Source organism: Micromonospora sp. NPDC050695 (assembly GCF_040654415.1).
Lineage (GTDB): Bacteria > Actinomycetota > Actinomycetes > Mycobacteriales > Micromonosporaceae > Micromonospora.
In genome coordinates, this window is sequence record NZ_JBFAHZ010000004.1 from 138,340 (window position 1) to 159,642 (window position 21,303).

At 73.5% G+C, this 21,303-nt stretch carries 18 protein-coding genes; 9 read left to right on the forward strand and 9 right to left on the reverse strand.

The genetic code is table 11. The annotated features are described in order from the left end of the window. Positions 1-26: 26 nt before the first annotated feature. The 5 genes from AB0H52_RS04600 to AB0H52_RS04620 all read right to left on the reverse strand — a co-directional run bounded on the left by AB0H52_RS04600 (position 27) and on the right by AB0H52_RS04620 (position 4,469). Positions 27-1,433, reverse strand: a complete 1,407-nt coding sequence (locus AB0H52_RS04600; RefSeq protein WP_151489506.1) for an NAD(P)-binding domain-containing protein — start codon at positions 1,431-1,433, stop codon at positions 27-29. A 116-nt stretch (positions 1,434-1,549) separates the two neighbouring features. After that, positions 1,550-2,254, reverse strand: coding sequence for an endonuclease/exonuclease/phosphatase family protein (locus AB0H52_RS04605; RefSeq protein ID WP_151489507.1), 705 nt, complete (start codon positions 2,252-2,254; stop codon positions 1,550-1,552). A gap of 11 nt (positions 2,255-2,265) precedes the next feature. Then, positions 2,266-3,213 carry an ROK family glucokinase gene (locus tag AB0H52_RS04610; RefSeq protein WP_151489508.1) on the reverse strand — a complete coding sequence of 316 codons (948 nt, stop codon included), beginning with the start codon at positions 3,211-3,213 and terminating at the stop codon, positions 2,266-2,268. 76 nt (positions 3,214-3,289) lie between these two features. Next, positions 3,290-3,982 (reverse strand): hypothetical protein, encoded by a 693-nt coding sequence (locus AB0H52_RS04615; RefSeq protein WP_151489509.1) that lies wholly within the window; start codon positions 3,980-3,982, stop codon positions 3,290-3,292. Between the two features lie 31 nt (positions 3,983-4,013). Further along, positions 4,014-4,469, reverse strand: a complete 456-nt coding sequence (locus AB0H52_RS04620; protein ID WP_151489510.1) for an SRPBCC family protein — start codon at positions 4,467-4,469, stop codon at positions 4,014-4,016. A 121-nt stretch (positions 4,470-4,590) separates the two neighbouring features. Here AB0H52_RS04620 and AB0H52_RS04625 point away from each other — a divergent pair, with 121 nt between their 5' ends. The 7 genes from AB0H52_RS04625 to AB0H52_RS04655 all read left to right on the forward strand — a co-directional run bounded on the left by AB0H52_RS04625 (position 4,591) and on the right by AB0H52_RS04655 (position 13,021). Beyond that, the gene (locus AB0H52_RS04625; protein ID WP_151489511.1) at positions 4,591-6,399 is read left to right on the forward strand and encodes an AMP-dependent synthetase/ligase; all 1,809 of its coding nucleotides are present in this window, start codon (positions 4,591-4,593) and stop codon (positions 6,397-6,399) included. 14 nt (positions 6,400-6,413) lie between these two features. Further along, entirely contained in the window at positions 6,414-8,105 is a 1,692-nt protein-coding gene (locus AB0H52_RS04630) for a GAF domain-containing sensor histidine kinase (protein ID WP_151489512.1), read from the forward strand. A gap of 7 nt (positions 8,106-8,112) precedes the next feature. Then, the gene (locus AB0H52_RS04635) at positions 8,113-8,781 is read left to right on the forward strand and encodes a response regulator transcription factor (RefSeq protein WP_007072219.1); all 669 of its coding nucleotides are present in this window, start codon (positions 8,113-8,115) and stop codon (positions 8,779-8,781) included. 188 nt (positions 8,782-8,969) lie between these two features. Continuing rightward, positions 8,970-9,779, forward strand: coding sequence for an SAM-dependent methyltransferase (locus AB0H52_RS04640; RefSeq protein ID WP_151489513.1), 810 nt, complete (start codon positions 8,970-8,972; stop codon positions 9,777-9,779). Positions 9,780-9,858: 79 nt separating this feature from the next. Beyond that, positions 9,859-11,517: a bifunctional diguanylate cyclase/phosphodiesterase gene (locus tag AB0H52_RS04645; RefSeq protein ID WP_225854393.1), complete on the forward strand. Its 1,659-nt coding sequence runs from the start codon at positions 9,859-9,861 to the stop codon at positions 11,515-11,517. A gap of 239 nt (positions 11,518-11,756) precedes the next feature. Continuing rightward, positions 11,757-12,338, forward strand: a complete 582-nt coding sequence (locus AB0H52_RS04650; RefSeq protein ID WP_151489515.1) for a TetR/AcrR family transcriptional regulator — start codon at positions 11,757-11,759, stop codon at positions 12,336-12,338. A 14-nt stretch (positions 12,339-12,352) separates the two neighbouring features. Continuing rightward, positions 12,353-13,021, forward strand: a complete 669-nt coding sequence (locus AB0H52_RS04655) for a lysophospholipid acyltransferase family protein (protein WP_151489516.1) — start codon at positions 12,353-12,355, stop codon at positions 13,019-13,021. A gap of 12 nt (positions 13,022-13,033) precedes the next feature. On the opposite strand, the gene AB0H52_RS04660 is transcribed toward AB0H52_RS04655, so the two are convergent. From AB0H52_RS04660 to AB0H52_RS04675, 4 genes are all read right to left on the reverse strand, one after another. Beyond that, on the reverse strand, positions 13,034-14,158 hold the full coding sequence (locus AB0H52_RS04660) for a glycosyltransferase family 4 protein (protein WP_151489517.1): 1,125 nt from the start codon (positions 14,156-14,158) through the stop codon (positions 13,034-13,036). Further along, complete coding sequence (locus AB0H52_RS04665) at positions 14,155-15,414, reverse strand: M48 family metalloprotease (RefSeq protein ID WP_151489518.1); 1,260 nt, start codon at positions 15,412-15,414, stop codon at positions 14,155-14,157. The genes AB0H52_RS04660 and AB0H52_RS04665 overlap by 4 nt, the downstream gene beginning before the upstream one ends. Before the next feature lie 101 nt (positions 15,415-15,515). Then, positions 15,516-15,734, reverse strand: a complete 219-nt coding sequence (locus AB0H52_RS04670) for a hypothetical protein (RefSeq protein ID WP_151489519.1) — start codon at positions 15,732-15,734, stop codon at positions 15,516-15,518. A 320-nt stretch (positions 15,735-16,054) separates the two neighbouring features. Beyond that, the gene (locus AB0H52_RS04675; RefSeq protein WP_357945246.1) at positions 16,055-17,485 is read right to left on the reverse strand and encodes an NYN domain-containing protein; all 1,431 of its coding nucleotides are present in this window, start codon (positions 17,483-17,485) and stop codon (positions 16,055-16,057) included. Positions 17,486-17,612: 127 nt separating this feature from the next. On the opposite strand from AB0H52_RS04675, the gene AB0H52_RS04680 reads away from it, so the two are divergent. Further along, a complete protein-coding gene (locus tag AB0H52_RS04680) occupies positions 17,613-19,367 on the forward strand; it encodes a DEDD exonuclease domain-containing protein (RefSeq protein ID WP_357945249.1) in 1,755 nt (584 codons plus the stop codon). A 127-nt stretch (positions 19,368-19,494) separates the two neighbouring features. Beyond that, entirely contained in the window at positions 19,495-21,288 is a 1,794-nt protein-coding gene (locus AB0H52_RS04685) for an HD domain-containing protein (RefSeq protein WP_151489537.1), read from the forward strand. Positions 21,289-21,303: the final 15 nt, after the last annotated feature.

The following is a 21,303-nucleotide window of genomic DNA, read 5'->3' on the forward strand; positions in this document are numbered from 1 at the left end:
TCGCTCGCAACTGTGCGACCCGCCGCTCACTTGGCCTCCAGGTCGTGCAGGGCGCGCTGGACGGCGCGCAGGTAGTCGGCGTGGCCGACCTCGAACCAGTGCCGGCTGCTCTCCTTGACCTGCCCGGAGTACCGCTCCCCGGCCCGCTCGCGCACCCGAGACGCGAACGCGGCGGCCCGTTCGGGTCGGTCCCGGCGGGCCTGCAACACCCGCGCGAACAGCACCGTCTGCCAGTGCGACAGGGTGAATATCCCGGAGTCCGGCTGCACCAGACCGGCCACCGCCAGCGTCGGATGCCCCGGGGTGAACGCGTTGAGCCACAGCGTGGGCCGGCCCGCCCCGGCGCTGTCGGCGAACACCGACGCGTCGAGGAACTCGAACCGCGGCAGGTAGCCGGTGGCGAAGATGACCACCTCGGGGTCGATCTCACGGCCGTCGGTCAACTCCACCGCGTACGGGTGGAAGGCGGCGATGTCCGGCACCGGGCCGATCCCGCCGTGGCCCACGTAGTACACAAGCTGGCTGTTCGCGATGGGGTGCGTCTCGTACACCCGGTGGTCGGGCTTGGGCAGGCCGAAGCGGGTCAGGTCACCGACGGTCAGCCGCAGCGTCCAGTGGTAGAGCCACTGCCGCATCCGCAACGGCACCCGCAGCGCCAGCAGCGCGTCGTTGACCTGGTCGGCCGGGCGACCCAGCACGTACTTCGGCGCGTACCAGTAGCCGCGCCGGGTGGAGTGCCAGCAGCGCGACGCCTGCTGGGCGGCCTCGACGGCGATGTCGCAGCCGGTGTTGCCGGCGCCGACGACCAGCACCCGCTTGCCGCGCAGCTGCGCCGGGTCCTTGTAGGACGAGGCGTGCATGATCTCGCCCCGGAACTGCTCCAGGCCCTCGTAGCGGGGCAGCTTCGGCGACCAGTTGTGGCCGTTGGCGATCAGCACGGCAGCGTAGCGGGAGGTGCGCTCCGGGCCGTACCCGCCGGTGGAGCGGGTGGTCACGTCCCACCGATCCCCCTCGGCGGGCTCGACACGGATGACCTCGGTGCCGAACCAGATGTGCGACCGCAGGTCGAAGTGGTCGGCGTAGCGCTCGAAGTACGCCAGCACCTGACCGTGGTGCGGGTAGTCCGGCCAGGAGTCCGGCATCGGGAAGTCGGGAAACTGGGTGAACGGCTTCGACGAGATCAGGTGGGTGCTGGCGTACACCGGGCTGCGGTCGTGCCGCCAGTTCCAGGCGCCGCCGACGCCCGTCTCCCGCTCGTAGCAGTCCACGCCGAACCCGTGCTCGCGCAGATTCTTGATGGCCGTCAGGCCGCTGGCCCCGGCCCCGATGACGCAGACCGTGTCGCCCCGGTCGGAGACCGGGCGGCCGTCACGGCTCGCCGCGGCCGAGGTCGCTTCCGGGTCGGGCCGGCCGTGGTCGGTGGAGGTGGACACCGGGGACATCTCCTTTTGGTACGGCAGGCGTGCCGGTCGCCGCGAAATCCTCTCCACAACGGAGCCGGATGTCCAGTCCTGCGCCGGAGACTTCGACGGTCGGGGCGGGGTCGGGGTCAGCCGTCGGTGGGCAGCAGCAGGTCGACCAGGACCGGGAAGTGGTCGCTGGCACGGCGGGTCTGCTCGGTGTCCACCACGTCGTAGTCGACCACGGTGATCCGTGGGTCGACGAAGAGCGCGTCGATGCGCCGGCGCGGGTCGGCGCAGGAGTAGGTGAGCCGCTCCGCCCGGTCGGCGGCCACCGCGGCGTCGGTCAGCCCGCGCGCCACCGTCGCCCAGGCCGGGCCGTCCGGACCCTCGTTGAGGTCGGCGCCGGCCAGCACCGGGCTGGTCGCCGCGTCCAGCCCACGCTTGAACTCGGCGGCCTGCGCGGGACGCTCCGCCGGGTCGGTGGACAGGTGCGAGCCGGCGAGGGTGAACCGGGCGTCGGCGACGCGGCACTCGGCGTACGCCGCACCGCGCAGGTGCCGGCCGGGGGTCAGCGGGAACCGCTGACAGCGGGTGCCCCGCACCTGGACGCGCAGGCTGGTCAGCAGCAGGTTGCCCAGCGCGGGTAGTCCACCGGCGGCCACCACCAGCCCGAACGACTCGGCCAGCGTGGCGGACTTCTGCCGCCACCGGAACCGGCGCGGCCCCTCCTGCACGATCACCACGTCCGGCCTCGCGGCCCGGACCACCGCCGCCAGTGCGGCGGTGTCGTCGCGCTGGCTGTGGATGTTGTACGACACCACGCGCAGTGGTACGCCGGCAGCCTCACCCATCGGTGCCCGCCTCAGATCCGCCGGGCCAGGTCGGCGGCGCCGATCACCCCGGCGCTGTTGCCCAGCTCGGCGGGGAGCACCTCGGCCACCGGCAGGCGGCCGCGCTGCGCCAGCGCGTCGAGGTACGAGCGACGTGTCGGGCCGAGCAGCAGGTCACCGGCGTCGATCACACCACCGCCGACCACCAGGGTCTGCGGGTCGAGGATCTGCGCCATGTCGGCGAGGCTGGTGCCCAGCCACCGGCCGATCTGCGCGAACGCCTCGGCGGAGATCGGGTCGCCGCCCTGCGCGGCCGCGGTCACCATGTGCCCGGTGATCGCCTCGGCCTCCCCGCCGGCCAGGTCCAGCAGCGCGGTGGCCCGGTTCGGCTCCTGTCGGGCGCCGGCGCGGGCGAAGCGGACCAGGGCGCTGCCGCTGGCGTACTGCTCGATGCAGCCCAGCCGCCCGCAGCCACACTGGTGCCCGTCCGGCACGGCCAGCATGTGGCCCAGCTCCGCGGCGACGCCGTGTGCGCCGCGCATCAGCTCGCCGCCGAGGACGATGCCGCCGCCGACGCCGGTGCCGATGGTGAACATGACCATGGAGTCGTCGGCGTCGCGGGCCGCGCCGTAGCGGAACTCGGCCCAGGCGGCGACGTTGGCGTCGTTCTCGACGATCACCGGCAGACCGACCGCGGCGCTCACGTACTCGCGCAGCGGCTCGTCGCGCCAGGCCAGGTTCGGGGCGAAGAGCACGGTCGAGCGGGTGGCGTCGATCCAGCCGGCCGCGCCGATCCCGACGGCCTCGATCGTCCGCCCGGCAGCGAGTTCGCCGACCAGTTCGATGATGACGTCGCGGGTCTTGCCGACGTCATCGGCGGGAGTGTCCCGTCGGGTCTGCACGAGGACCGTGCCGGTGTCGTCCACGACACCGCCGGCCACCTTCGTGCCACCGACGTCGACTCCGATGGTCAGCGTCACCGCTGCCGCCCCCCTCTGCTGTGCTGTCCGGCCCGCGCGCCGACGGCATGTCGGTCCGGGTCGGGATGTCCCGCGGTCAGGCGCCGTCGCCCGGTGCGTCCGCACCGGCGTCGTCGGGCACCCGCGTCGCGGGCACCACCGGTCGGTTGGTCGGTGCCGGTGCGGCCACCGGCCCGGCGTCGTCGACGGGTGGTGTGGTGGCCGGGGCGGGTGGGTCCGCCGTCCGGGTGGCGACCGACCAGACATCCCGCTCCGGCGCCGGCTGAGAATCATGCCCGGTGCGGGTGGCATCGCGCCACACGTGCTCGTGGTCGGTGTCGGTGGACCGGTCGGCGGGGGCGGACTGTGGGACCTCGTCGTCGGTGCTCGGGGTGGGTACCGGCCGGGCCGGCGCGGAGGACTCGGGTGCCCTCGCCGTGGGCGGCTCCGGCGGGGAGAACGCGCGCAGCAGGCTGGCCACGCCCGCCGCCAGGTCACCGGCGCCGGTGGCCAGCCGTTCGGCGAATTCCGGACTCGGGTCGCGCAACGCGGCGATGCCCCGACAGACCGGACAGACGCAACATTCGGCCGAACCGGTGGCGAAACCGCCGCCCCCATGGGACCGGGCGTCCGGGGTGCCACTGTGACCGAGGACACCCGCCAGCAGTCCGCCCAGCGGGCCGAACGCGCCGCCCGTCGACCCCGCGGAGGCCAACCGCGCGCCCGCGAGCAGGGTGGCGACCAGCCGTTCCGCCTCTTCCCGGGCCGAACCCGGATCCGTGCCGCTCACCCTCGGCTCCTCCACCCTGCCGCCGGACGCGTCACTGCGCTGCACCGGATGCTTCTACCCGGTGCTTGAGCTGCTTCAACGCGGTGTCCATGATCATCTTTTCGGCCTTGCGCCGAAACATGCCGAGCATGCCCACGGACAGTTCGACCTCGAGGGTGTAGGTCACCGTGGTGCTGCCGTCCGGGTTACCCACCACGTCGTACGAACCGCGCTGGGTCTTCTGCATCTTCGACGGCGCGACCAGGTGCCACTCGACGCGGGACAGATCCTCGGCGTACTCGTAGGCGAGCACGTACTCGTCGGCCATCACCCCGGCGTCGATGGTGAACCGCACCTGGCTGGCGTAGCCGTCCTCGTACTCCTCGACGACCTCGGCGCGGCGCACCGCCTCGGTCCACTCCGGGTAGCGCGGGAAGTCGCAAATGACCGCCGTCACCCGGTCCGGTGACGCGCCGATGATGATCGACTGGGTGGAGGAGTCCGCCATGGGGGGAGGCTACCCGGCGGGTACCACCCATACGGCGTGCCGCCCCCGGCGGGTAGGTTTCGACTGAGCCGACGCCCGTCGTGGCGGCCGGCCCGGCCAGTGCGAGCACGAAGGAGTGCAGGTGCGCGAGTTCTCCGTTCCGCCGATCGTCACCGTTGGCGACGCGGCCAACCTCACCGATCCAGTCTGGGACAACGCCGAGGTCGCGCCGGACACGGTCCAATTCGCCCGCCGCAGCACGACCACCGACGGCACCGCCTGGGCCGAGGTGACCTGCCTGCAGTTCCGCGACGAGGTGGCGGCGGTCGCCCGCGGGCTGATCGCCGCCGGCATCCAGCCGGGTGCCCGGGTCGGGCTGATGAGCCGCACCCGCTACGAGTGGACGCTGCTGGACTACGCCATCTGGGCGACCGGCGCGGTCACCGTGCCGATCTACGAGACGTCCAGCGCCGAGCAGGCCGCGTGGATCCTCGCCGACTCCGGCGCGGTCGCCGTCGTGGTGGAGACCGCCCGGCACGCCGACCTGGTCGCCGGCGTACGGGACCGGCTGCCCGAGCTGGACCACGTCTGGCAGATCGACCTCGGCGGGGTCGACGAGCTGGTCACCGCCGGTGCCCCGGTCGAGCTGGCCGAGGTCGAACGGCGCCGCACGGCGATCCGCGCCGACGACCTCGCCACCGTCATCTACACCAGCGGCACCACCGGGCGACCCAAGGGCTGCGTGCTCACCCACCGCAACATGTACGCCGACATCGCCAACACGGTGCCGGTGCTGCCGAACCTGTTCAACGCGGGCGCGTCCACCCTGCTCTTCCTCCCGCTGGCGCACGCCCTGGCCCGGCTGGTCCAGATCGGCGTGGTGCAGATCCGGGCCACGCTGGCACACTGCGCCGACACCACGAACCTCGCCGCCGAGTTGCGGGAGTTCCGGCCGACCTTTGTGCTCGCCGTGCCCCGGGTGTTCGAGAAGGTCTACGACACGGCGAAGCAGAAGGCCGAAGCCGACGGCCGGGGCGCGATCTTCGCGCGAGCCGAGCAGGTCGCCATCGCGTACAGCGAGGCTCTGGAGACGCCGCGCGGGCCCGGCATCGCGCTGCGCGCCCAGCGCGCCGTCTTCGACCGGCTGGTCTACGGCAAGTTGCGAGCCGCGCTCGGCGGCCGGTGCCGGGACGCGTTCTCGGGCGGCGCGCCGCTCGGTGCCCGGCTCGGCCACTTCTTCCGCGGCGTCGGGGTGACCATTCAGGAGGGCTACGGGCTGACCGAGACCTCGCCCGCGGTCGCGGTGAACCTGCCCACCGGCACCCGGATCGGCACCGTCGGTCGTCCGCTGCCCGGCGTGACCGTACGGATCGAGGACGACGGCGAGATCCTGGTCTCCGGTGAGCTGGTCTTTCAGGGTTACTGGCACAACGAGCCGGCGACCGCCGAGGCGCTCAGCAGCGACGGCTGGTTCCGCACCGGCGACCTTGGTCAGCTCGACGACGACGGCTACCTCAGCATCGTCGGCCGCAAGAAGGAGCTGATCGTGACCGCGGGCGGCAAGAACGTCGCCCCAGGTGCGCTGGAGGACGCGGTCCGGGCGCACCCGTTGATCAGCCAGTGCGTCGTCGTCGGCGACCATCGGCCGTTCATCGGGGCGCTGGTCACCATCAACGAGGAGGCACTGCCACAGTGGCTCCAGGCGGCCGGGTTGCCCGCAGACACCTCGGTCGACCAACTGCGCGAACATGAAGGGCTGCTCGCGCAGGTCCAGTCCGCGGTCGACACCGCGAACCAGGACGTCTCCCGGGCGGAGTCGATCAGGAAGTTCCGGGTTCTGCCGCGCGACTTCACCGAGGCCACCGGCGAGTTGACCCCGTCGCTCAAGGTCAAGCGGCAGGTCGTCCACAAGACGTACGCGGCAGAAATCGCCGATATCTATCGGGGCTGACTACCATCCGTCACGTGCCCGCATCCACAACCGCCGCACCGCACCCGCATCCCCTCGCCGCGGCCGCCCGCGTGGTGATGCTGGCGCTGGTCGCCGTCCTGACCCTCTTCGCCACCCACGACGTCACCCAGCTGTGGTGGATCGCGCTGCTGGCGGTCGCCGGGCTGCCGTCCCTGCTCGCCCCGCAGCACCGGCTGATCGGCCCGCTGAGCCGGGTGGCCGAGGTGGTCGTGTTGGGGCTGGCCGCGAGCCAGGTCGCCGCGGTGGCGTCCATCGGTGGCACGGTCGACGGCCTGGGCGCGTCGGCGGTGCTGCCCTACCTGGCCGTCCCGGTGACCGTCACCGCGCTGCGCCGCCGCTTCTCCGAGGGCGCCGCCCTGCTCGCCGTCACCGCCGCCACCCTGCTGGTCAGCGGCGCGTTGACCGAGGTCGGCGGGGGCCGCCAGCTCGGCCAACCGGGTTACCTGGCGGTCTGCGCGCAGTGGCTGATCCTGGCCGCGTTGGGGCTGTACGCGGCCGGCACCCTGCACCGGGTGATGGCGGTCCGCGGCGAGGGCAAGCCCCAGCCGTACGCCGAGGCGACCCGACTGCTGACCCAGCTGCGCACCGTCGCCCGGCAGCTGCCCGGGGCGACCCTGGACCCGGGCGGCATCTCCGAGCACCTGCTGGAGGAGCTGCGTACGGTGGCCCGGGCGGACCGGGGCGCGGTGCTGTCGGCCAGCGGAGGCGGCCGGCTCGTGGTGCTCGCCCAGGCCGGGGTGGACCGGGTGGACTGGGAGACGACGCTCGACGCGGACTCGGCGATCGCCGACGCCTGGGCCAGCCAGCAGGCCACGACGGCCGCCCGGTCGCAGTCGCGTACCCACCGCGGCGGGGACGTCTCCGCGCTGATCGTTCCGCTGGTCGCCGGTGTGCGCACGGTGGGGCTGGTGGTGCTGGAGGCGGACGTCGCGCAGGCGTACCCGCCGCCGGTGGTGTCGCGGGTGACCGGGCTGACCCGGCCGGCGGCGCTGCGACTGGAGGCGGCGCTGCTCTTCGACGAGGTCCGCTCGCTGGCCACCAACGAGGAGCGGCAGCGGCTGGCCCGGGAGATCCACGACGGGGTGGCGCAGGAGCTGGTGATGGTCGGCTACGGCATCGACAACGCCCTGGCCACCGTCTTCGACGACGCCGACGAGACCGCCGAGGCGCTGCGGACGCTGCGCGGCGAGGTGACCCGGGTGATCACCGAGCTGCGGTTGAGCCTCTTCGAGCTGCGCAGCGAGGTGGACCGCCAGGGCGGACTGGCCGCGGCGATCGCCGAGTACGCGCGCACGGTGGGCGCCTCCGGCGGGCTGCGCGTGCATCTGTCGCTGGACGAGTCCACGGCGCGACTGCCGGCGGCCACCGAGGCCGAGTTGCTGCGCATCGCGCAGGAGGCGGTGACCAACGCGCGCAAGCACGCCGGGGCGTCCAATCTGTGGGTCACGTGTGAGGTGGACCCCCCGTACGCGCAAATAGAAGTGTCGGATGACGGTCAGGGGATGGCTGACCAGCGCCCCGACGGGCGGTACGGTCTTGCGATCATGGCCGAGAGGGCGGAACGTATCCGGGGCCGGTTGGAGATCAGGCCGCGGCAACCGAGCGGCACGACCGTGGCGGTGGTTCTCGGCACCTCGTCCCGGCGAGATAACGTGCGTGACAGCGCAGCACCAGAAGGGGAGTAACCCGAGGATGACCACAAGTCCGACACCGGCCACCCGCACCAAGGTCCTCCTTGTCGACGATCACGACCTGATTCGCAAGGGCCTGCGGCACGCGTTCGAGCGCGACCGGCAGTTCGAGGTCGTCGGTGAGGCCGCCACGGCGGCAGAGGGTGTACGCCAGGCCGGCGCCCTGCAGCCGGACGTGGTGATCATGGACCTGCGGCTGCCCGACGGCAGCGGCCTGGAGGCCACCCGCGCGCTGCGCAAGTCCAGCGCGTCGATGGGCATCGTGGTGCTGACCATGTACGCGGGCGACGATCAGCTCTTCGGCGCCCTGGAGGCCGGTGCGAGTGCCTTCGTACCGAAGACCGCGCCGGCCGACGAGGTGGTGGCCGCCGCCCGGCACGCCGCCTCCTCCCCCAGCGCGTTCACCGCCGCCGATCTGGCCGAGGCGATGAAGCGCCGCCTCGCCCCGTCGGGTCCGCAGCTCTCCCCCCGCGAGGGTCAGGTGCTGCGGCTGCTCGCCGACGGGATGAGCGTGGCCGGCATCGCCAAGCAGCTGTTCGTCAGCGAGTCCACGGCCAAGACCCACATCTCCAAGCTCTACGAGAAGCTCGGCGCGGCCAACCGGGCGCAGGCGCTGATGACGGCGCTGCGGCTCGGCCTGCTCGAGGCGCCCGACGCCCCGAAGTTCTGACCGGCCCCCGCTCGTCGAGCGGGACGCCGCACCGAAGGTCCGCGCCAGCTCACCGCCGGCGCGGACCTTCGCGTATCGACCGACGTCGGCGAGCAACCTGACGGCACGCTATGGTCTGGCGGGCACGTCGGGGGCACAATACCCGCGCGGGCGGCGATGCCCGCGACGCCGACTCGAGGGGTGAGCGTATGCAGCGGCCGGACTGGGCACCCGACACCATCGACATCGAGCGTCCGAGCGTCGCCCGGATGTACGACTACTACCTCGGCGGCTCGCACAACTTCGCCGCCGACCGGGCCGCGGCCCAGGCGATGGTGGCGGCGGTGCCGGAGGCGCCGCTGATGGCCCAGGCCAACCGGGCGTTCCTGCGCCGGGCGGTGCACCACCTGACCGAGGCCGGCATCCGGCAGTTCCTGGACATCGGCTCGGGTATCCCCACGGTCGGCAACGTGCACGAGATCGCCCAGCGGATCGACCCGGAGTCGCGGGTGGTCTATGTGGACGTCGACCCGGTGGCGGTGGCGCACAGCCGGGAGATCCTGGCCGGCAACGACCGCGCGGTGGTCGTACAGGAGGATCTGCGGCACCCGGAGGCCATCCTGAACCACCCGGAGGTCCGCAAGCTGCTCGACCTGAGCCAGCCGGTGGCCGTGATGATCGTGGCCGTGCTGCACTTCGTCTCCGACGACGACCGGCCCGCGGAGCTGTTGGCGACCCTGCGCGACGCCCTGGCCCCCGGCAGCTACCTGGTGCTGTCGCAGGCCAGCGACGACGGGCGCAGCGCCGACGAGCGGGCGGAGGCGGAACGGGTCTACCGGCGTACCGACAGCCCACTCTGGATCCGCAGCCGCGCCGAGCTGACCGCGCTGTTCGACGGGTTCGAGCTTCTCGACCCGGGTGTGGTGTGGGTGCCGCAGTGGCGGCCGGACACCCCGGACAGCGCCGAGGACGCCGAGCGGGCGGTCTTCATGGGCGGCGTCGGGCGACTCGGTGGCTGAATCGCCCGAGGCGGCGTCCCGCCCGAGCACCTTCGCGCGGGCCTGGGCGAAGGCGGTCTCCGGCACCAGCTACCTGCCGATGACGCAGGCGCAGCTCGAGGCGCTGCTGCACCGGCTCACCGGCCAGTTGGCCGGCGCGCTGCTGGCCGAGCCGTTCGACCTGCGTGCCGGGCACCGGGTCGGCGCCGAACTGGTCGGCGCGCACATCGCCTCGGCGGAGGGGCTGGGCCGTACCGTCGAGGTCATCCAACTCCGGCTGGTACGCGACCTGGGTCTGGTGGCCGAGGACGTCGAGGACCGGATGGCGCGGCTGCTGGCCGCCGTGGCGACCGGGTACGCCCGTGCGCTGCGCGACCGGACCCTCGACGAGCAGGAGTCGATCCGCCGGGCCGCCATGGTGGCGCGTACGCAGGCGGAGCGGGCGCTGCGGGCCAGCGAGGCGCGGTTCCGCCACCAGGCGACGCATGACCCGCTGACCGGCCTGCCGAACCGGACGCTGTTCACCGAGCGGCTCACCGCCGCCCTCAACGAGCCGGGCCGGGGGGCGCAGCGGGTCGGGGTGTGCTTCCTCGACCTGGACCGGTTCAAGGTCGTCAACGACACCCTGGGGCACCAGGTCGGCGACCGGTTGTTGACGATGGTGGCCGAACGGCTGTGCCAGGACCTCGGCGAGCACCTGGTGGCCCGGCTCGGCGGCGACGAGTTCGTCATCCTGGTCGACGGCACCGGTGGCACCGACGACATGGTGAAGGTGGCCGAGACGGCACTGGCCGCGGTGCGCACGCCGGCGTCGGTCGACGGGCACGAGCTGCAGGTCTCGGCGAGCATCGGCATCGTCGAGCGCCAGGTGGCCGGCGCCAACCCGAGCGACCTGATGCGGGCCGCCGACGCGACCCTGCACTGGGCGAAGGCGGCCGGCGGGGCGCGCTGGGCGCTCTACGACGCCGAACGCAGCCGGCGCGAACTGGCCCGGTACGCGCTCTCCGCGGCCATCCCGGCCGCCCTGGAGCGGGGCGAGTTCTACCTCGACTACCAGCCGCTGACGTCGCTGCGGGACGGCCGGCTGTTGGGCGTGGAGGCGCTGGTCCGGTGGCGCCACCCGGAGCTGGGGGTGCTGCGACCGGACAGCTTCATCGGGCTGGCCGAGGAGACCGGCCTGATCGTGCAACTGGGCGGGTGGGTGCTGGCCGAGGCGTGCCGGGAGGCCGAGGCGTGGTCGGCCGGCGGCGCCCAGGCGCCGTTCGTGAGCGTCAACCTGGCCGTCCGGCAGGTGCATCGACCCGGGCTGGTGCAGGACGTGCTGGCCCTGCTGCGGCAGACCGGGCTGCCACCGGAGCGGCTCCAGCTGGAGATCACCGAGAGCACGATGATGAGCACCGCCGAGGAGCCGGTCCGCGCCCTGCGGGTGCTGGCCGACCTTGGGGTGCGGATCGCCATCGACGACTTCGGCACCGGCTACAGCAACCTCGCGTACCTTCGGGACCTGCCGGTGACCGAGTTGAAGGTGGCCGGGGAGTTCGTGGCCGGGCTGCGCTCGCCGGCGGTCGGGCGCACCGACGAGCGGATCCTCGCCTCGCTGGTCTCGCTGGCGCACGCGCTGGATCTGACGGTGACGGCCGAGGGTGTGGAGACCGCCGGGCAGGCCGAACGGCTGCGGGCGATCGGCTGTGACGCGGCGCAGGGCTGGCACTTCGGGCGGCCGGCCCCGGCCGATCGCATTCTGGCCCGCATCCGCTGAGCCCTGCGTAGCCGCCCGGCGGCCGGACGTGGCCGGACGTGGCCGGACGTGCGGGCGTGATGCCGCACAGTCATCTAGATGCCACTGAGGCATCATGCTCGACGGGCCGAGGGTCACCGGGTGCGGACACGCCCGGGTCTCATCCCGGCCACAGCTCACCCGGGCCACAGCTCACCCTGGCCACAGCTCACCCGGGCCGGCGGTAGACGCCGTCTACGCAACTCTGGTAGACAGTGTCTATGAGCGAGGAGGCGGGCGTGCGGGCCCGACTGGTGGCCGCCGGGGTGGACCTGGTGCTGACCGAGGGACAGTCGGCGGTGTCGCTGCGCGAGATCGCCCGCCGGGCCGGGGTCTCGCACGGCGCTCCGCGGCGCTACTTCCCCACCCACGTCGACCTGCTCTCCGCCATCGCCCGGGAGGGCTTCGCCGACCTCACCGCCCGCGTCGAGAAGACGATGCGCGACGTCGGCCCGGACCCACGTACCCAACTGACGGCCCTGGCCCGGACGTACCTGGACTTCGCGGCGGCGCACCGCGGCATGTTCGAGCTGATGTTCCGGCACGACCTGCTGGCCAGCGGCCGGCCGCGGCTCCGCGAGACGAGCCTGCCGCTGTTCGCCGTCCTCGCCGACCTGGTGGTGCGGCTACGCCGGCCGACCGACGCGCCCGCCCCGGTCCTGGCCGGCGCGCTCTGGGCCAACCTGCACGGCATCGCCCAGCTCTGGGCCTGGGGCAGCCTGCCGCTGGCGACCGGCGTCACCGACGACGAGGCCCTGCTGCGCGCCACGCTCGACGCCCACCTCGGCCCCGCCCCGCACTGAACCCTGGAGGACACGTGCCGCTGCTGTACGACCTCGGCAAGCTGACCGTCGGCACCACCCTGCGGGTGGGCTGGCAGCCCCGCGTGGAAGGGCTGGAGCACCTGCCCCGGCACGGCGGCGCGATCCTCGCCGGCAACCACCTGTCCGTCGCCGACGAGCTGTTCCTCGGCTGCCTGACACCCCGGCACGTGACGTTCTGGGCCAAGGCCGAGTACTTCACCGGCCGAGGTCCGCGCGGCTGGCTCAGCCGGCGCATCGTCAACGGCATGGGTGCCATCCGGGTCGAACGCGCCGGCGGCCGGGCCGCCCTCACCGCCCTCGACGCCGCCGTGCCGGTGCTGCGCTCCGGCGGCCTCGTCGCCATCTACCCGGAGGGCACCCGCTCCCCCGACGGGCGGCTCTACCGGGGTCGGACCGGCATGACCCGGCTGGCCCGCGACGCCGAGGTGCCGATCATCCCGGTGGGCGTGCTCGGCACCGTCGAGGTACTGCCGGTCGACGCGCGACTGCCCCGCCGACACCCGGTCACCCTGCGGTTCGGCCCAGCGATCCCGGTCGCCGGCCGAATCGACGGGCCACGGGACATCCGGGTCGTCACCGACGAGGTCATGGCGGCGATCCAGCGGCTCACCGGCCAGGAGTACGTGCCGCGCTACGCGCCGCCCCGGGCGCCCTCCACCTGAGCGCCCCTGCGGTCAGCCGGCGAGCAGTGCCGCCATCCGCTGCGCCTGCGCCTCCCAGCGCCACTCCCGCTCCACCCACGCCCGGCCGGCCGCGCCCAACTGGCGGGCCAGGTCCCGGTCGGCGAGCAGCCGGCTCACCCGGTCGGCGAGCTGCGCGACGTCCCGCCCGCGTACCACGTAACCGGTCTCGCCCTCGCGGACCGCGTCCGGCGCGCCCCCGGAGTCACCGGCCACCACCGGCAGGCCGGTCGCGGACGCCTCCAGGTAGACGATGCCCAGCCCCTCCACGTCGAGGCCGCGATTGCGGGTGCGGCACGGCATCGCGTACACGTCGCCGGCCGCGTAGTGCGCCGGCAGCTCGGCCGAGGGCACGGACCCGGTGAAGACCACGTCGCGTTCCACGTCGGTCTGCCGGGCCAGCTTCTCCAACGTCGCCCGGTACGGCCCACCGCCGACGATCAGCAGCGCCGCGTCGGGCACCCGACGGCGGATCTCCGGCAGGGCCCGGATCAGCATGTCCTGACCCTTGCGCGGCACCAGCCGGGACACGCAGACCACCACCGGCCGGTCGGTCAGCCCCAGCCGGGCGCGGACCTGCTCACCGTCCACCGTCGGGTGGTAGGTGTCCACGTCCACCCCGGGCGCCAACCGGCGCAGCTCGGTCACCCCGTCCAGCACCCGGGCCAGCCGGCTGCGGGTGTACTCGCCGAGGTAGGTCGTGACGTCCACGCCCCGACCGATGCGGCGCAGCGCCGGCCGGGCCGCCGGAAGCGCCGCCCACCCCACCTCGTGGCCGTGGGTCTGCGCCACCACCCGCCGTACGCCCGCCCGGCGACGCAGACCGGCGGCGAGCAACCCCAGCGGGGCCGCCGCGCCGAACCACACCGTGTCGCAGTCGTACGCGCGGGCCAGCCGGGCCGCCCGACGGGCGATCAGCGGGGTGGGCAGCAGCACCCGGGTGCGTTCCCGGATGACCTCGAACGGCTGGTCGGCGTCGAACTTCGCGGCACCGCGCCAGCTCGACGCGTACACGACCACCGAGCCGGCCGGCTGACGCACCGCGAGGTTGTGCACGAAGGACTGGATGCCGCCGGGGCGGGGCGGAAAGTCATTGGTGATCAGCAGCGTGCGGCTCATCGGCCAGCCTCCCGGGCGTACGCGCGGGCGGCGGCCATCCGCTCCACGGTGGACGGATGCGAGGCCGAGTAGAGGTACTCCCACCGCGGCGGGTCGGGGTCGCCCAGGTTGACCGAGCCGAGACGGCGCTGCATCGACTCGAAGGCCACCGGATCACCGGTCAGCGTGAGAGCGTGCGCGTCGGCCCGCGCCTCAACCCGGCGCGACATCAGCGCCTGCACCGGAGTGGCGATCAGGCCGGCCACCGTGACCAGGGCGATGAGGAGCGGAAACGCGCGGGGATGGGCCACCGAGTCGACGCCGGCCCACCGCAGCAGCAGCCCCCACGAGCCGATCAGGTAGAGCGCCACCACCGCGGCGGCCGCGCCCAGCGCCCCGGTCAGCGTGCCGACCGCGACGTCGGAGTCCCTTGCGTGCCCCAGCTCGTGCGCCACCACGGCGGTCACCTCGGCCGGGGTCGCCTCGCTCAGCAGCGTGTCGTAGACGACCACGCGGCGGGTCGGTCCGAGGCCGGAGACGTACGCGTTGACCGCCCTGGTGCGCCGCGAGGCGTCGGCGACCAGCACGTCGCGCACCGGCACCCCGTCGCGGGCGGCCATGCTCATCAGCTCGGTGCGCAGCGGGCCCTGCTCCATCGGGGTGAACTTGTTGAACACCGGCTCCACCAGCACCGGCAGCACGAACGACAGCAGCACCACCAGCAGGGCCGCGCCCGCCGCGCCGAACGCCCACCACCAGCGCGGCGCGAGCCGGATCACCGCGTAGAAGCCGAACAGCGCCACCGCGCCGATCACCGCGCTGACCGCGTACGACTTGAGCAGGTCGACGACCCAGCCGCTCCACCCGTTGGTGCTCATGCCGTAGCGAGTCAGCACGCTCTGCCGCCAGGCGGCGAACGGAAGGGTGAGCAGGTCGGCGACGAGCACCACGGCCAACCCTCCGAGCACCGCCTGCGCGGCCCAGTGCCCACCGAACGGCCGGCCCACCAGCTCGACGAGGCGGCTGCCCAGCGGGGTGAGCCCGAGCGCGAGGGCGACCAGTAGCCCGACCGCGAGCGCCGTGTAGCTGCCGGGACGCAGCGCGGCGCGGAACTCACGCCCCTTGGCCACCTGCTGCGCCGGAAGATCACGCAGCGCGGCGAGCTGGTCGGCACGCGGTGCCGGGGGTCGGTGCCACGGAATGAGCAGCGCGGCGATAACCAGCAGCGCGACGGTCAACCCGGCCAGCGTCAGCAACGCCCACCCGCGCGGGGTCACCGCGTCACCACCGTTGTACCCCGTTCATTGCGCTGCTCCTCCCGCCGTGACCGCTCATCCTATGGCCCGCGAGAAGTGCGCTTCCGAGTGCGGTGTCGCGCTCAGGCGACCCGGCGGGTGGGAGGGCGGTGAGCCGCGCCGGGACGCGCGGGCGCGGCCAGCACCTCCACGTCGAAGCCGGCTCGGGCGAGCACCTCGATGGCCTCGACCTCGGCGGCGACCAACCCGGCCGCCGGGGACGTCTCGTCGAACAGGGCGGTCAGCGGGCAGCCGGAACAGCCGTCGGCCCGCTTCGCGCACCCGTCGCAGTCGATGAGCATCACGCCTCCTGATCGGCTCGCGGCGCCCGGGCGACTCCCGTCGTCGCCGACCGAGCACCGTCGGTGACATCGACACTAACCACCGGGTACGACAGGAACCCCGTCCGACCGCCCGTTTCAGGGCTAGATCCACTCCAGATCAGCGATATCGGGGTATCCCACCCTGGGTCGGGAGCTGGCCCGGCGACTACCGACCAGCTGACTGGCGGCGGCCCGAGCGTCGAACCGGCCCGAGCGCGGGACAGAAGCACCGTCCGACAGGTCGCGTTGGAGCAAGTCGCGGGGACCGCGGGCGCCGCTGAACACCTCCGCGGACGGCGTCAGGAGCGGGCGAGGCGGCGCAGCAGCGAGTCGGCCCCCAACGGGTACGCCCCGTGCCGGCGTACCCCGTCGGCGACCTCGCGGTCGGACGAGACCACGACCACCGGGCGGCCCGCCGGCTCGGCGCGGACCAGCCGCCGGATCAGCTCGTCGGCGGTCTCGCCCTTGCGGGAGAAGAGCACCCGCACGCCGCGTGGGGCGGGCGGCAGCCCGTGCATCCGTTCGGCGCCGTCGAAGACGACGGTGACCTCGTCGCCGGTCTGCGCGGCGATCCCGCCCAGCCCGGTGATGAGGCGCTTGCGCTGCTGCTCCAGGGACATCTCGCCGAAGCCGCGCTTGGTGACGTTGTAGCCGTCCACCACCAGGTGCGCCCGGGGCAGGGCGAGCAGCTGGTCGAGGCGGGCCGGGTCGTCGGTGTCGCGGGCGCGGGCGGCCGGGCCGGCCCCGGCGGTGCCCGGCTGCTCGGCGAACGCGTCGGCGACGAAATCGGCGGGGAGCTTGTCGACCGGGTCGAGCGCCAGCTCGCGGCGCAGCCCGACGGCGGCCTGACCGATGGTTTCCAGCAGCAGCCACAGCCGGGCGTCGTCGACCGAACGGGCCTCCTTGGCGCTGGCCCGGGCCACCCCGGCGGCGGCCTCCGCCTCGGCGAGCCGGGCGCGGGCGCGGCGCAGCTCGGCGTCCACGTCGGCGCTGGCGCGTGCGGCGCGGCCCCGCTCGGTGGCCAGCAGTTCGGTGGCCTTCCGTTCGCGGGACTGGGTCTCCCGCAGGGTGCGGGTCAACTGTCGGGACTCCTCGCGCAGCTGGCCCAGCTCCTCACGGACCCGGGCCAGCTCGTCGCGGAGCTTCTCGGCCTCGACCCGGGCGACCGCCCGGTCGTGCTCGGCGCGGGTGGCCCGCTGCTCGGCCTCGCGGACCAGCTCGGCGACGACCGCGCTGTCCGCCTCGGCGCGGACGGCCGCGCCGCTGGCGTCGATCAGCGCCCGCCAGCCACGGGGCCGGGCCAGGTAGGCCAGCGCGGCCACCTCGACCGGGTCGGCGGCGGCCGGCGCGGTGCCCTCGACGACGGCCGAGCCGAGGTCACCGGCGTCGGCCAGGACCCGGGCGGTGACCCGCTGCCGGAACAGGGGGTCGGCGGTGAGCTGGGCGGCGATCGCCGGCGCGCCCAGTCGGGCCCGCCGGTTGGGGGCGAACTTGGCCACCCGGCGCAGCGGCACCGGGACCTCGTCGGCGGGCAGGGTGGGCAGCACCGCGGCGGTCAACGCCACGATCCGCTGCCGGACCGGCTCGGGCAGGGTGGGTTCCGGCTCGACCGCCGGCTCACCGCCGCCCGATCCGAGCGCCGGGCCAGCGGGCGGATCGCCCACGGCACCGTCGCGCGCGACCGGATCCTCCGGCGGGAGGTGGTCGTCGTGCGGCTCGGTGAGGGGCATGTGGCAAGTCTCCCACCGCTGGCGGGCCCACCGCCCGGTGAGTGAGCCGATCTCTCATCCTAGCCCCATGGTTGCTGGTGGGGCCGCTGCGACGGGAGTGTCGGACCGAGGCGCTAGCGTGCCGGCGATGGCACAGGCGGAGTACGTCCAGGAGTCCCTCGCTGGTCTCGACCCGGCGGTGGGTGGGGTGGACCCGGCGCTGCCGCTGTACGCGACGACCTTCGTGGTGGTCGACCTGGAGACCACCGGCGGCGCGCCGGACGGCGGCGGCATCACCGAGATCGGCGCGGTCAAGGTGCGCGGTGGTGAGCAGTTGGGTGTGCTGGCGACCCTGGTCAACCCGGGGCAGCCGATCCCGCCGTTCATCACCGTGCTGACCGGCATCACCCAGGCCATGCTGCTGCCGGCACCGCCGATCGAGCAGGTGCTGCCCAGCTTCCTGGAGTTCATCGCCGACGCGGTGCTGGTGGCCCACAACGCCCCGTACGACGTGGGTTTCCTCAAGGCGGCCTGCGCGAAGCACGGCTACCGCTGGCCCAACCCCCGCGTCCTGGACACGGCCGCGCTCGCCCGCCGGGTGCTGACCCGCGACGAGGTGCCCAACCGCAAGCTGGGCACCCTGGCGGCCTACTTCCGCACCGCCACCCAGCCCACCCACCGCGCGCTGGACGACGCGAAGGCCACCGTCGACGTGCTGCACGGGCTGATCGGCCGGCTGGGCGGGCACCGGGTGGACACGGTCGGTGACGCCATCGAGTTCGCCCGGGCGGTCACCCCGACGCAGCGCCGCAAGCGGCACCTGGCCGAGGGGCTGCCCAAGGTCCCCGGGGTCTACATCTTCCGGGCCGCCGACGAGCGGCCGCTCTACGTGGGCACCTCCGGCGACATCGCCACCCGTGTGCGCAGCTACTTCACGGCCGGTGAGAAACGTGCCCGGATCTCCGAGATGCTGGCCGCGGCCGAACGGGTCGAGGCGGTGGAGTGCGCGCACTCGCTGGAGGCGGAGGTCCGCGAGCTGCGCCTGATCGCCGCGCACGCCCCGCCGTACAACCGGCGGTCGAAATACCCGGAGCGGATGGTCTGGCTCAAGCTCACCGACGGTCCGTACCCTCGGCTGTCGATCGTCCGGGACCTCGCCCCCACCGACACCGCCTACCTCGGGCCGTTCACCTCCCGGCGCGCCGCCGAGCTGGCCGCGGCCGGTTTCCACGACGCGGTGCCGCTGCGCCAGTGCACGCACCGGCTCTCGCTGCGTACCGTCACGCCGGCCTGCGCGCTGGCCGAGCTGGGTCGCTGCCCGGCACCCTGCGAGCACAGGATCACCCCCGAGGAGTACGACGACAGAGCCGCCGCGCCGTTCCGCACCGCCACCACGAGTGACCCGCAGCGGGTGGTGGACGCGCTGCTGGCCCGGATCGACGTGCTCTCGGCCGACCAGCGCTACGAGGAGGCGGCCGTGGTGCGGTACCGGCTGGCCGCGGTGCTGCGGGCGACCGTGCGGATGCAGCGGCTGACCGCGCTGACCGGGATCGTCGAGCTGGCCGCGGCCCGCCCGGCGGCCCGGGGTGGCTGGGAGCTGGCCCTGGTCCGGCACGGCCGGCTGGCCGGCGCGGGGGTGTCCCCGCCGGGGGTCCACCCGCGACCCACGCTGGCCACCATCCGGGCCACCGCCGAGACGGTGTCGGGTGGGCACGGGCCGGTGCCGGCGGCCACGGCGGAGGAGTCCGAGCGCATCCTGTCCTGGTTGGAGCGCCCGGAGACCCGGCTGGTGGAGATGTCGTCCGGTTGGTCGTCGCCGGTGGGTGGCGCGGGGCGGTTCGGTGACCTGCTGGCGAAGGCCGAGAACGCCTCGTCCCACCAACTCTCGACCGAACGCTCATGACCAAGTGACCGATCGGACTACGTCGACTCGCTTAGGCTGTTAGAGAAGTGCAGTCCTGCCCGATTCGAGGGCCTGCTCCCGGCGTCGGGTCTCGGCGTCGTGGAGCCGGGGTGAGGAGGTGTCCCTCGTGGACGTCGACGCCGGACACGGCGCCGCCCTGGGGGGCGCCCTTCCGACCCAGCCAGGTGAGCTGCCGCTCGCCCGCCGGCTGCGGTCACTGCTCACCTGGCCGACCACCGACTCCGACCCGGTCACCCACCTGGTCCGCACCCACCGCGGCATCCACGCCGGCACCGACCCCGCGGTGCTGCGCCGGGCGTACACCATCGCGGAGAACATGCACCGCGGGCAGTTCCGCAAGAGCGGTGAGCCGTACATCACCCACCCTCTCGCGGTGGCGCAGATCTGCGCGGAGCTGGGGATGGACACCACCACCCTGGTCGCGGCGCTGCTGCACGACACCGTGGAGGACACCCGCTACACGCTCCAGGCGCTCTCCGAGGACTTCGGCGGCGAGGTGGCCCACCTGGTCGACGGGGTGACCAAGTTCGACAAGGCGTTCTACGGCAAGGCGGCCGAGGCGGAGACGATCCGCAAGATGATCGTCGCGGCCGCCAAGGACGTCCGGGTGCTGATCATCAAGCTGGCCGACCGGCTGCACAACATGCGCACCCTCGGTGTGCGCTCGGCGTCGTCGCGGGAGCGGATCGCCCGCAAGACGCAGGAGGTGCTGGTCCCGCTCTGCGACCGGCTGGGCATCCAGACCCTCAAGCGGGAGCTGGACGACGTGGTGCTGCTGCACCTGGAGCCCGACGAGCACGCCCGGCTGGCCCGGCACGTGCACGACCGGCCCGGCTGGGATTCGTACCTCGACTCGGTGGTCGCCCGCGCCCGGGTGGCGTTGCGTCGTGGCCGGGTCGACGCCGAGGTGAGCCCTCGTCCCCGGCACCTCTACTCGATCTGGAAGGACACCATCGCCGGCGGCCACACCGCGCCGTACGATCTGCCGCGCATCGTGGTGGTGGTCGACGGCCCGCCCACCGACTGTTACGCCGCCCTGGGCGCGATCCACGGCACGTGGCGTCCCGTCGCCGGCCGTTTCAAGGACTTCATCGCCTCACCGAAGAACAACCTCTACCGGTCGTTGCACACCAGCGTCTGCGGCCCGCAGGACCGCACGGTGGAGGTGCTGATCCGCACCGAGGAGATGCACCGGTCCGCCGAGTACGGCATCGCCGCCGACTTCCGCTTCCCCAGCTCGGGCAGCGGCAGCGCGACGGCCCGCGCCGAGCAGCTGGACTGGCTGCGCCGGGTGCTCGACTGGGAGCCGGACGCCGCCGACCCGGCACAGTTCCTGGAGTCGCTGCGCTGCGACCTCGCCGAGGGTCAGATCCAGGTCTTCGCCGACGGACGGCAGGTCGTGCTGCCGGCCGGCGCCACGCCCGTCGACCTCGCCTACGAGTTGGGCAACGAGCGCGGCGACCACTGTCTCGCCGCGCGGATCAACGGCCGGTTGGCGCCACTGAGCTCGGAGCTGGACGAGGGCGACGTGGTGGAGATCTTCACCGAGAGCGACGGCGACAACGGCTTCGAGGCGGGTGTGGCACCGCGTGGGCCGCGCCGGGAGTGGCTGAGCTTCGTCAAGTCACCGCACGCGCAGATGCAGATCAACCGCTGGTTCGCCGAGCACACCGAGCCGGGCATCACGATCAGCGACAAGGTGCGCCTCGGCCGGGCCACCATCGGGCTCGCCCTGCGTCAACACAACCGGGGCCTCGCCAGTGACCTGCCGCTGCTGCGCCTCTCCGAGGAGTTGGGCTACCCCGACCTGGAGACCCTGCTCGTCGCGGTCTTCGACCGGGTGATCGAACCGGACACCGTGGTACGCCAGCTCATCGACCTGGTCGACCATCGACAGTGACCTGGGCGGCCCCAG

What these genes read in the sequence shown, in the direction of transcription:
- AB0H52_RS04605 (WP_151489507.1), bottom strand. Translation starts at nt 2,254, where the DNA reads ATGGGTGAGGCTGCCGGCGTACCACTGCGCGTGGTGTCGTACAACATC.
- AB0H52_RS04670 (WP_151489519.1), bottom strand. Translation starts at nt 15,734, where the DNA reads ATGCTCATCGACTGCGACGGGTGCGCGAAGCGGGCCGACGGCTGTTCC.
- AB0H52_RS04620 (WP_151489510.1), bottom strand. Translation starts at nt 4,469, where the DNA reads ATGGCGGACTCCTCCACCCAGTCGATCATCATCGGCGCGTCACCGGAC.
- AB0H52_RS04650 (WP_151489515.1), top strand. Translation starts at nt 11,757, where the DNA reads ATGAGCGAGGAGGCGGGCGTGCGGGCCCGACTGGTGGCCGCCGGGGTG.
- AB0H52_RS04675 (WP_357945246.1), bottom strand. Translation starts at nt 17,485, where the DNA reads ATGCCCCTCACCGAGCCGCACGACGACCACCTCCCGCCGGAGGATCCG.
- AB0H52_RS04635 (WP_007072219.1), top strand. Translation starts at nt 8,113, where the DNA reads ATGACCACAAGTCCGACACCGGCCACCCGCACCAAGGTCCTCCTTGTC.
- AB0H52_RS04645 (WP_225854393.1), top strand. Translation starts at nt 9,859, where the DNA reads ATGACGCAGGCGCAGCTCGAGGCGCTGCTGCACCGGCTCACCGGCCAG.
- AB0H52_RS04660 (WP_151489517.1), bottom strand. Translation starts at nt 14,158, where the DNA reads ATGAGCCGCACGCTGCTGATCACCAATGACTTTCCGCCCCGCCCCGGC.
- AB0H52_RS04680 (WP_357945249.1), top strand. Translation starts at nt 17,613, where the DNA reads ATGGCACAGGCGGAGTACGTCCAGGAGTCCCTCGCTGGTCTCGACCCG.
- AB0H52_RS04640 (WP_151489513.1), top strand. Translation starts at nt 8,970, where the DNA reads ATGCAGCGGCCGGACTGGGCACCCGACACCATCGACATCGAGCGTCCG.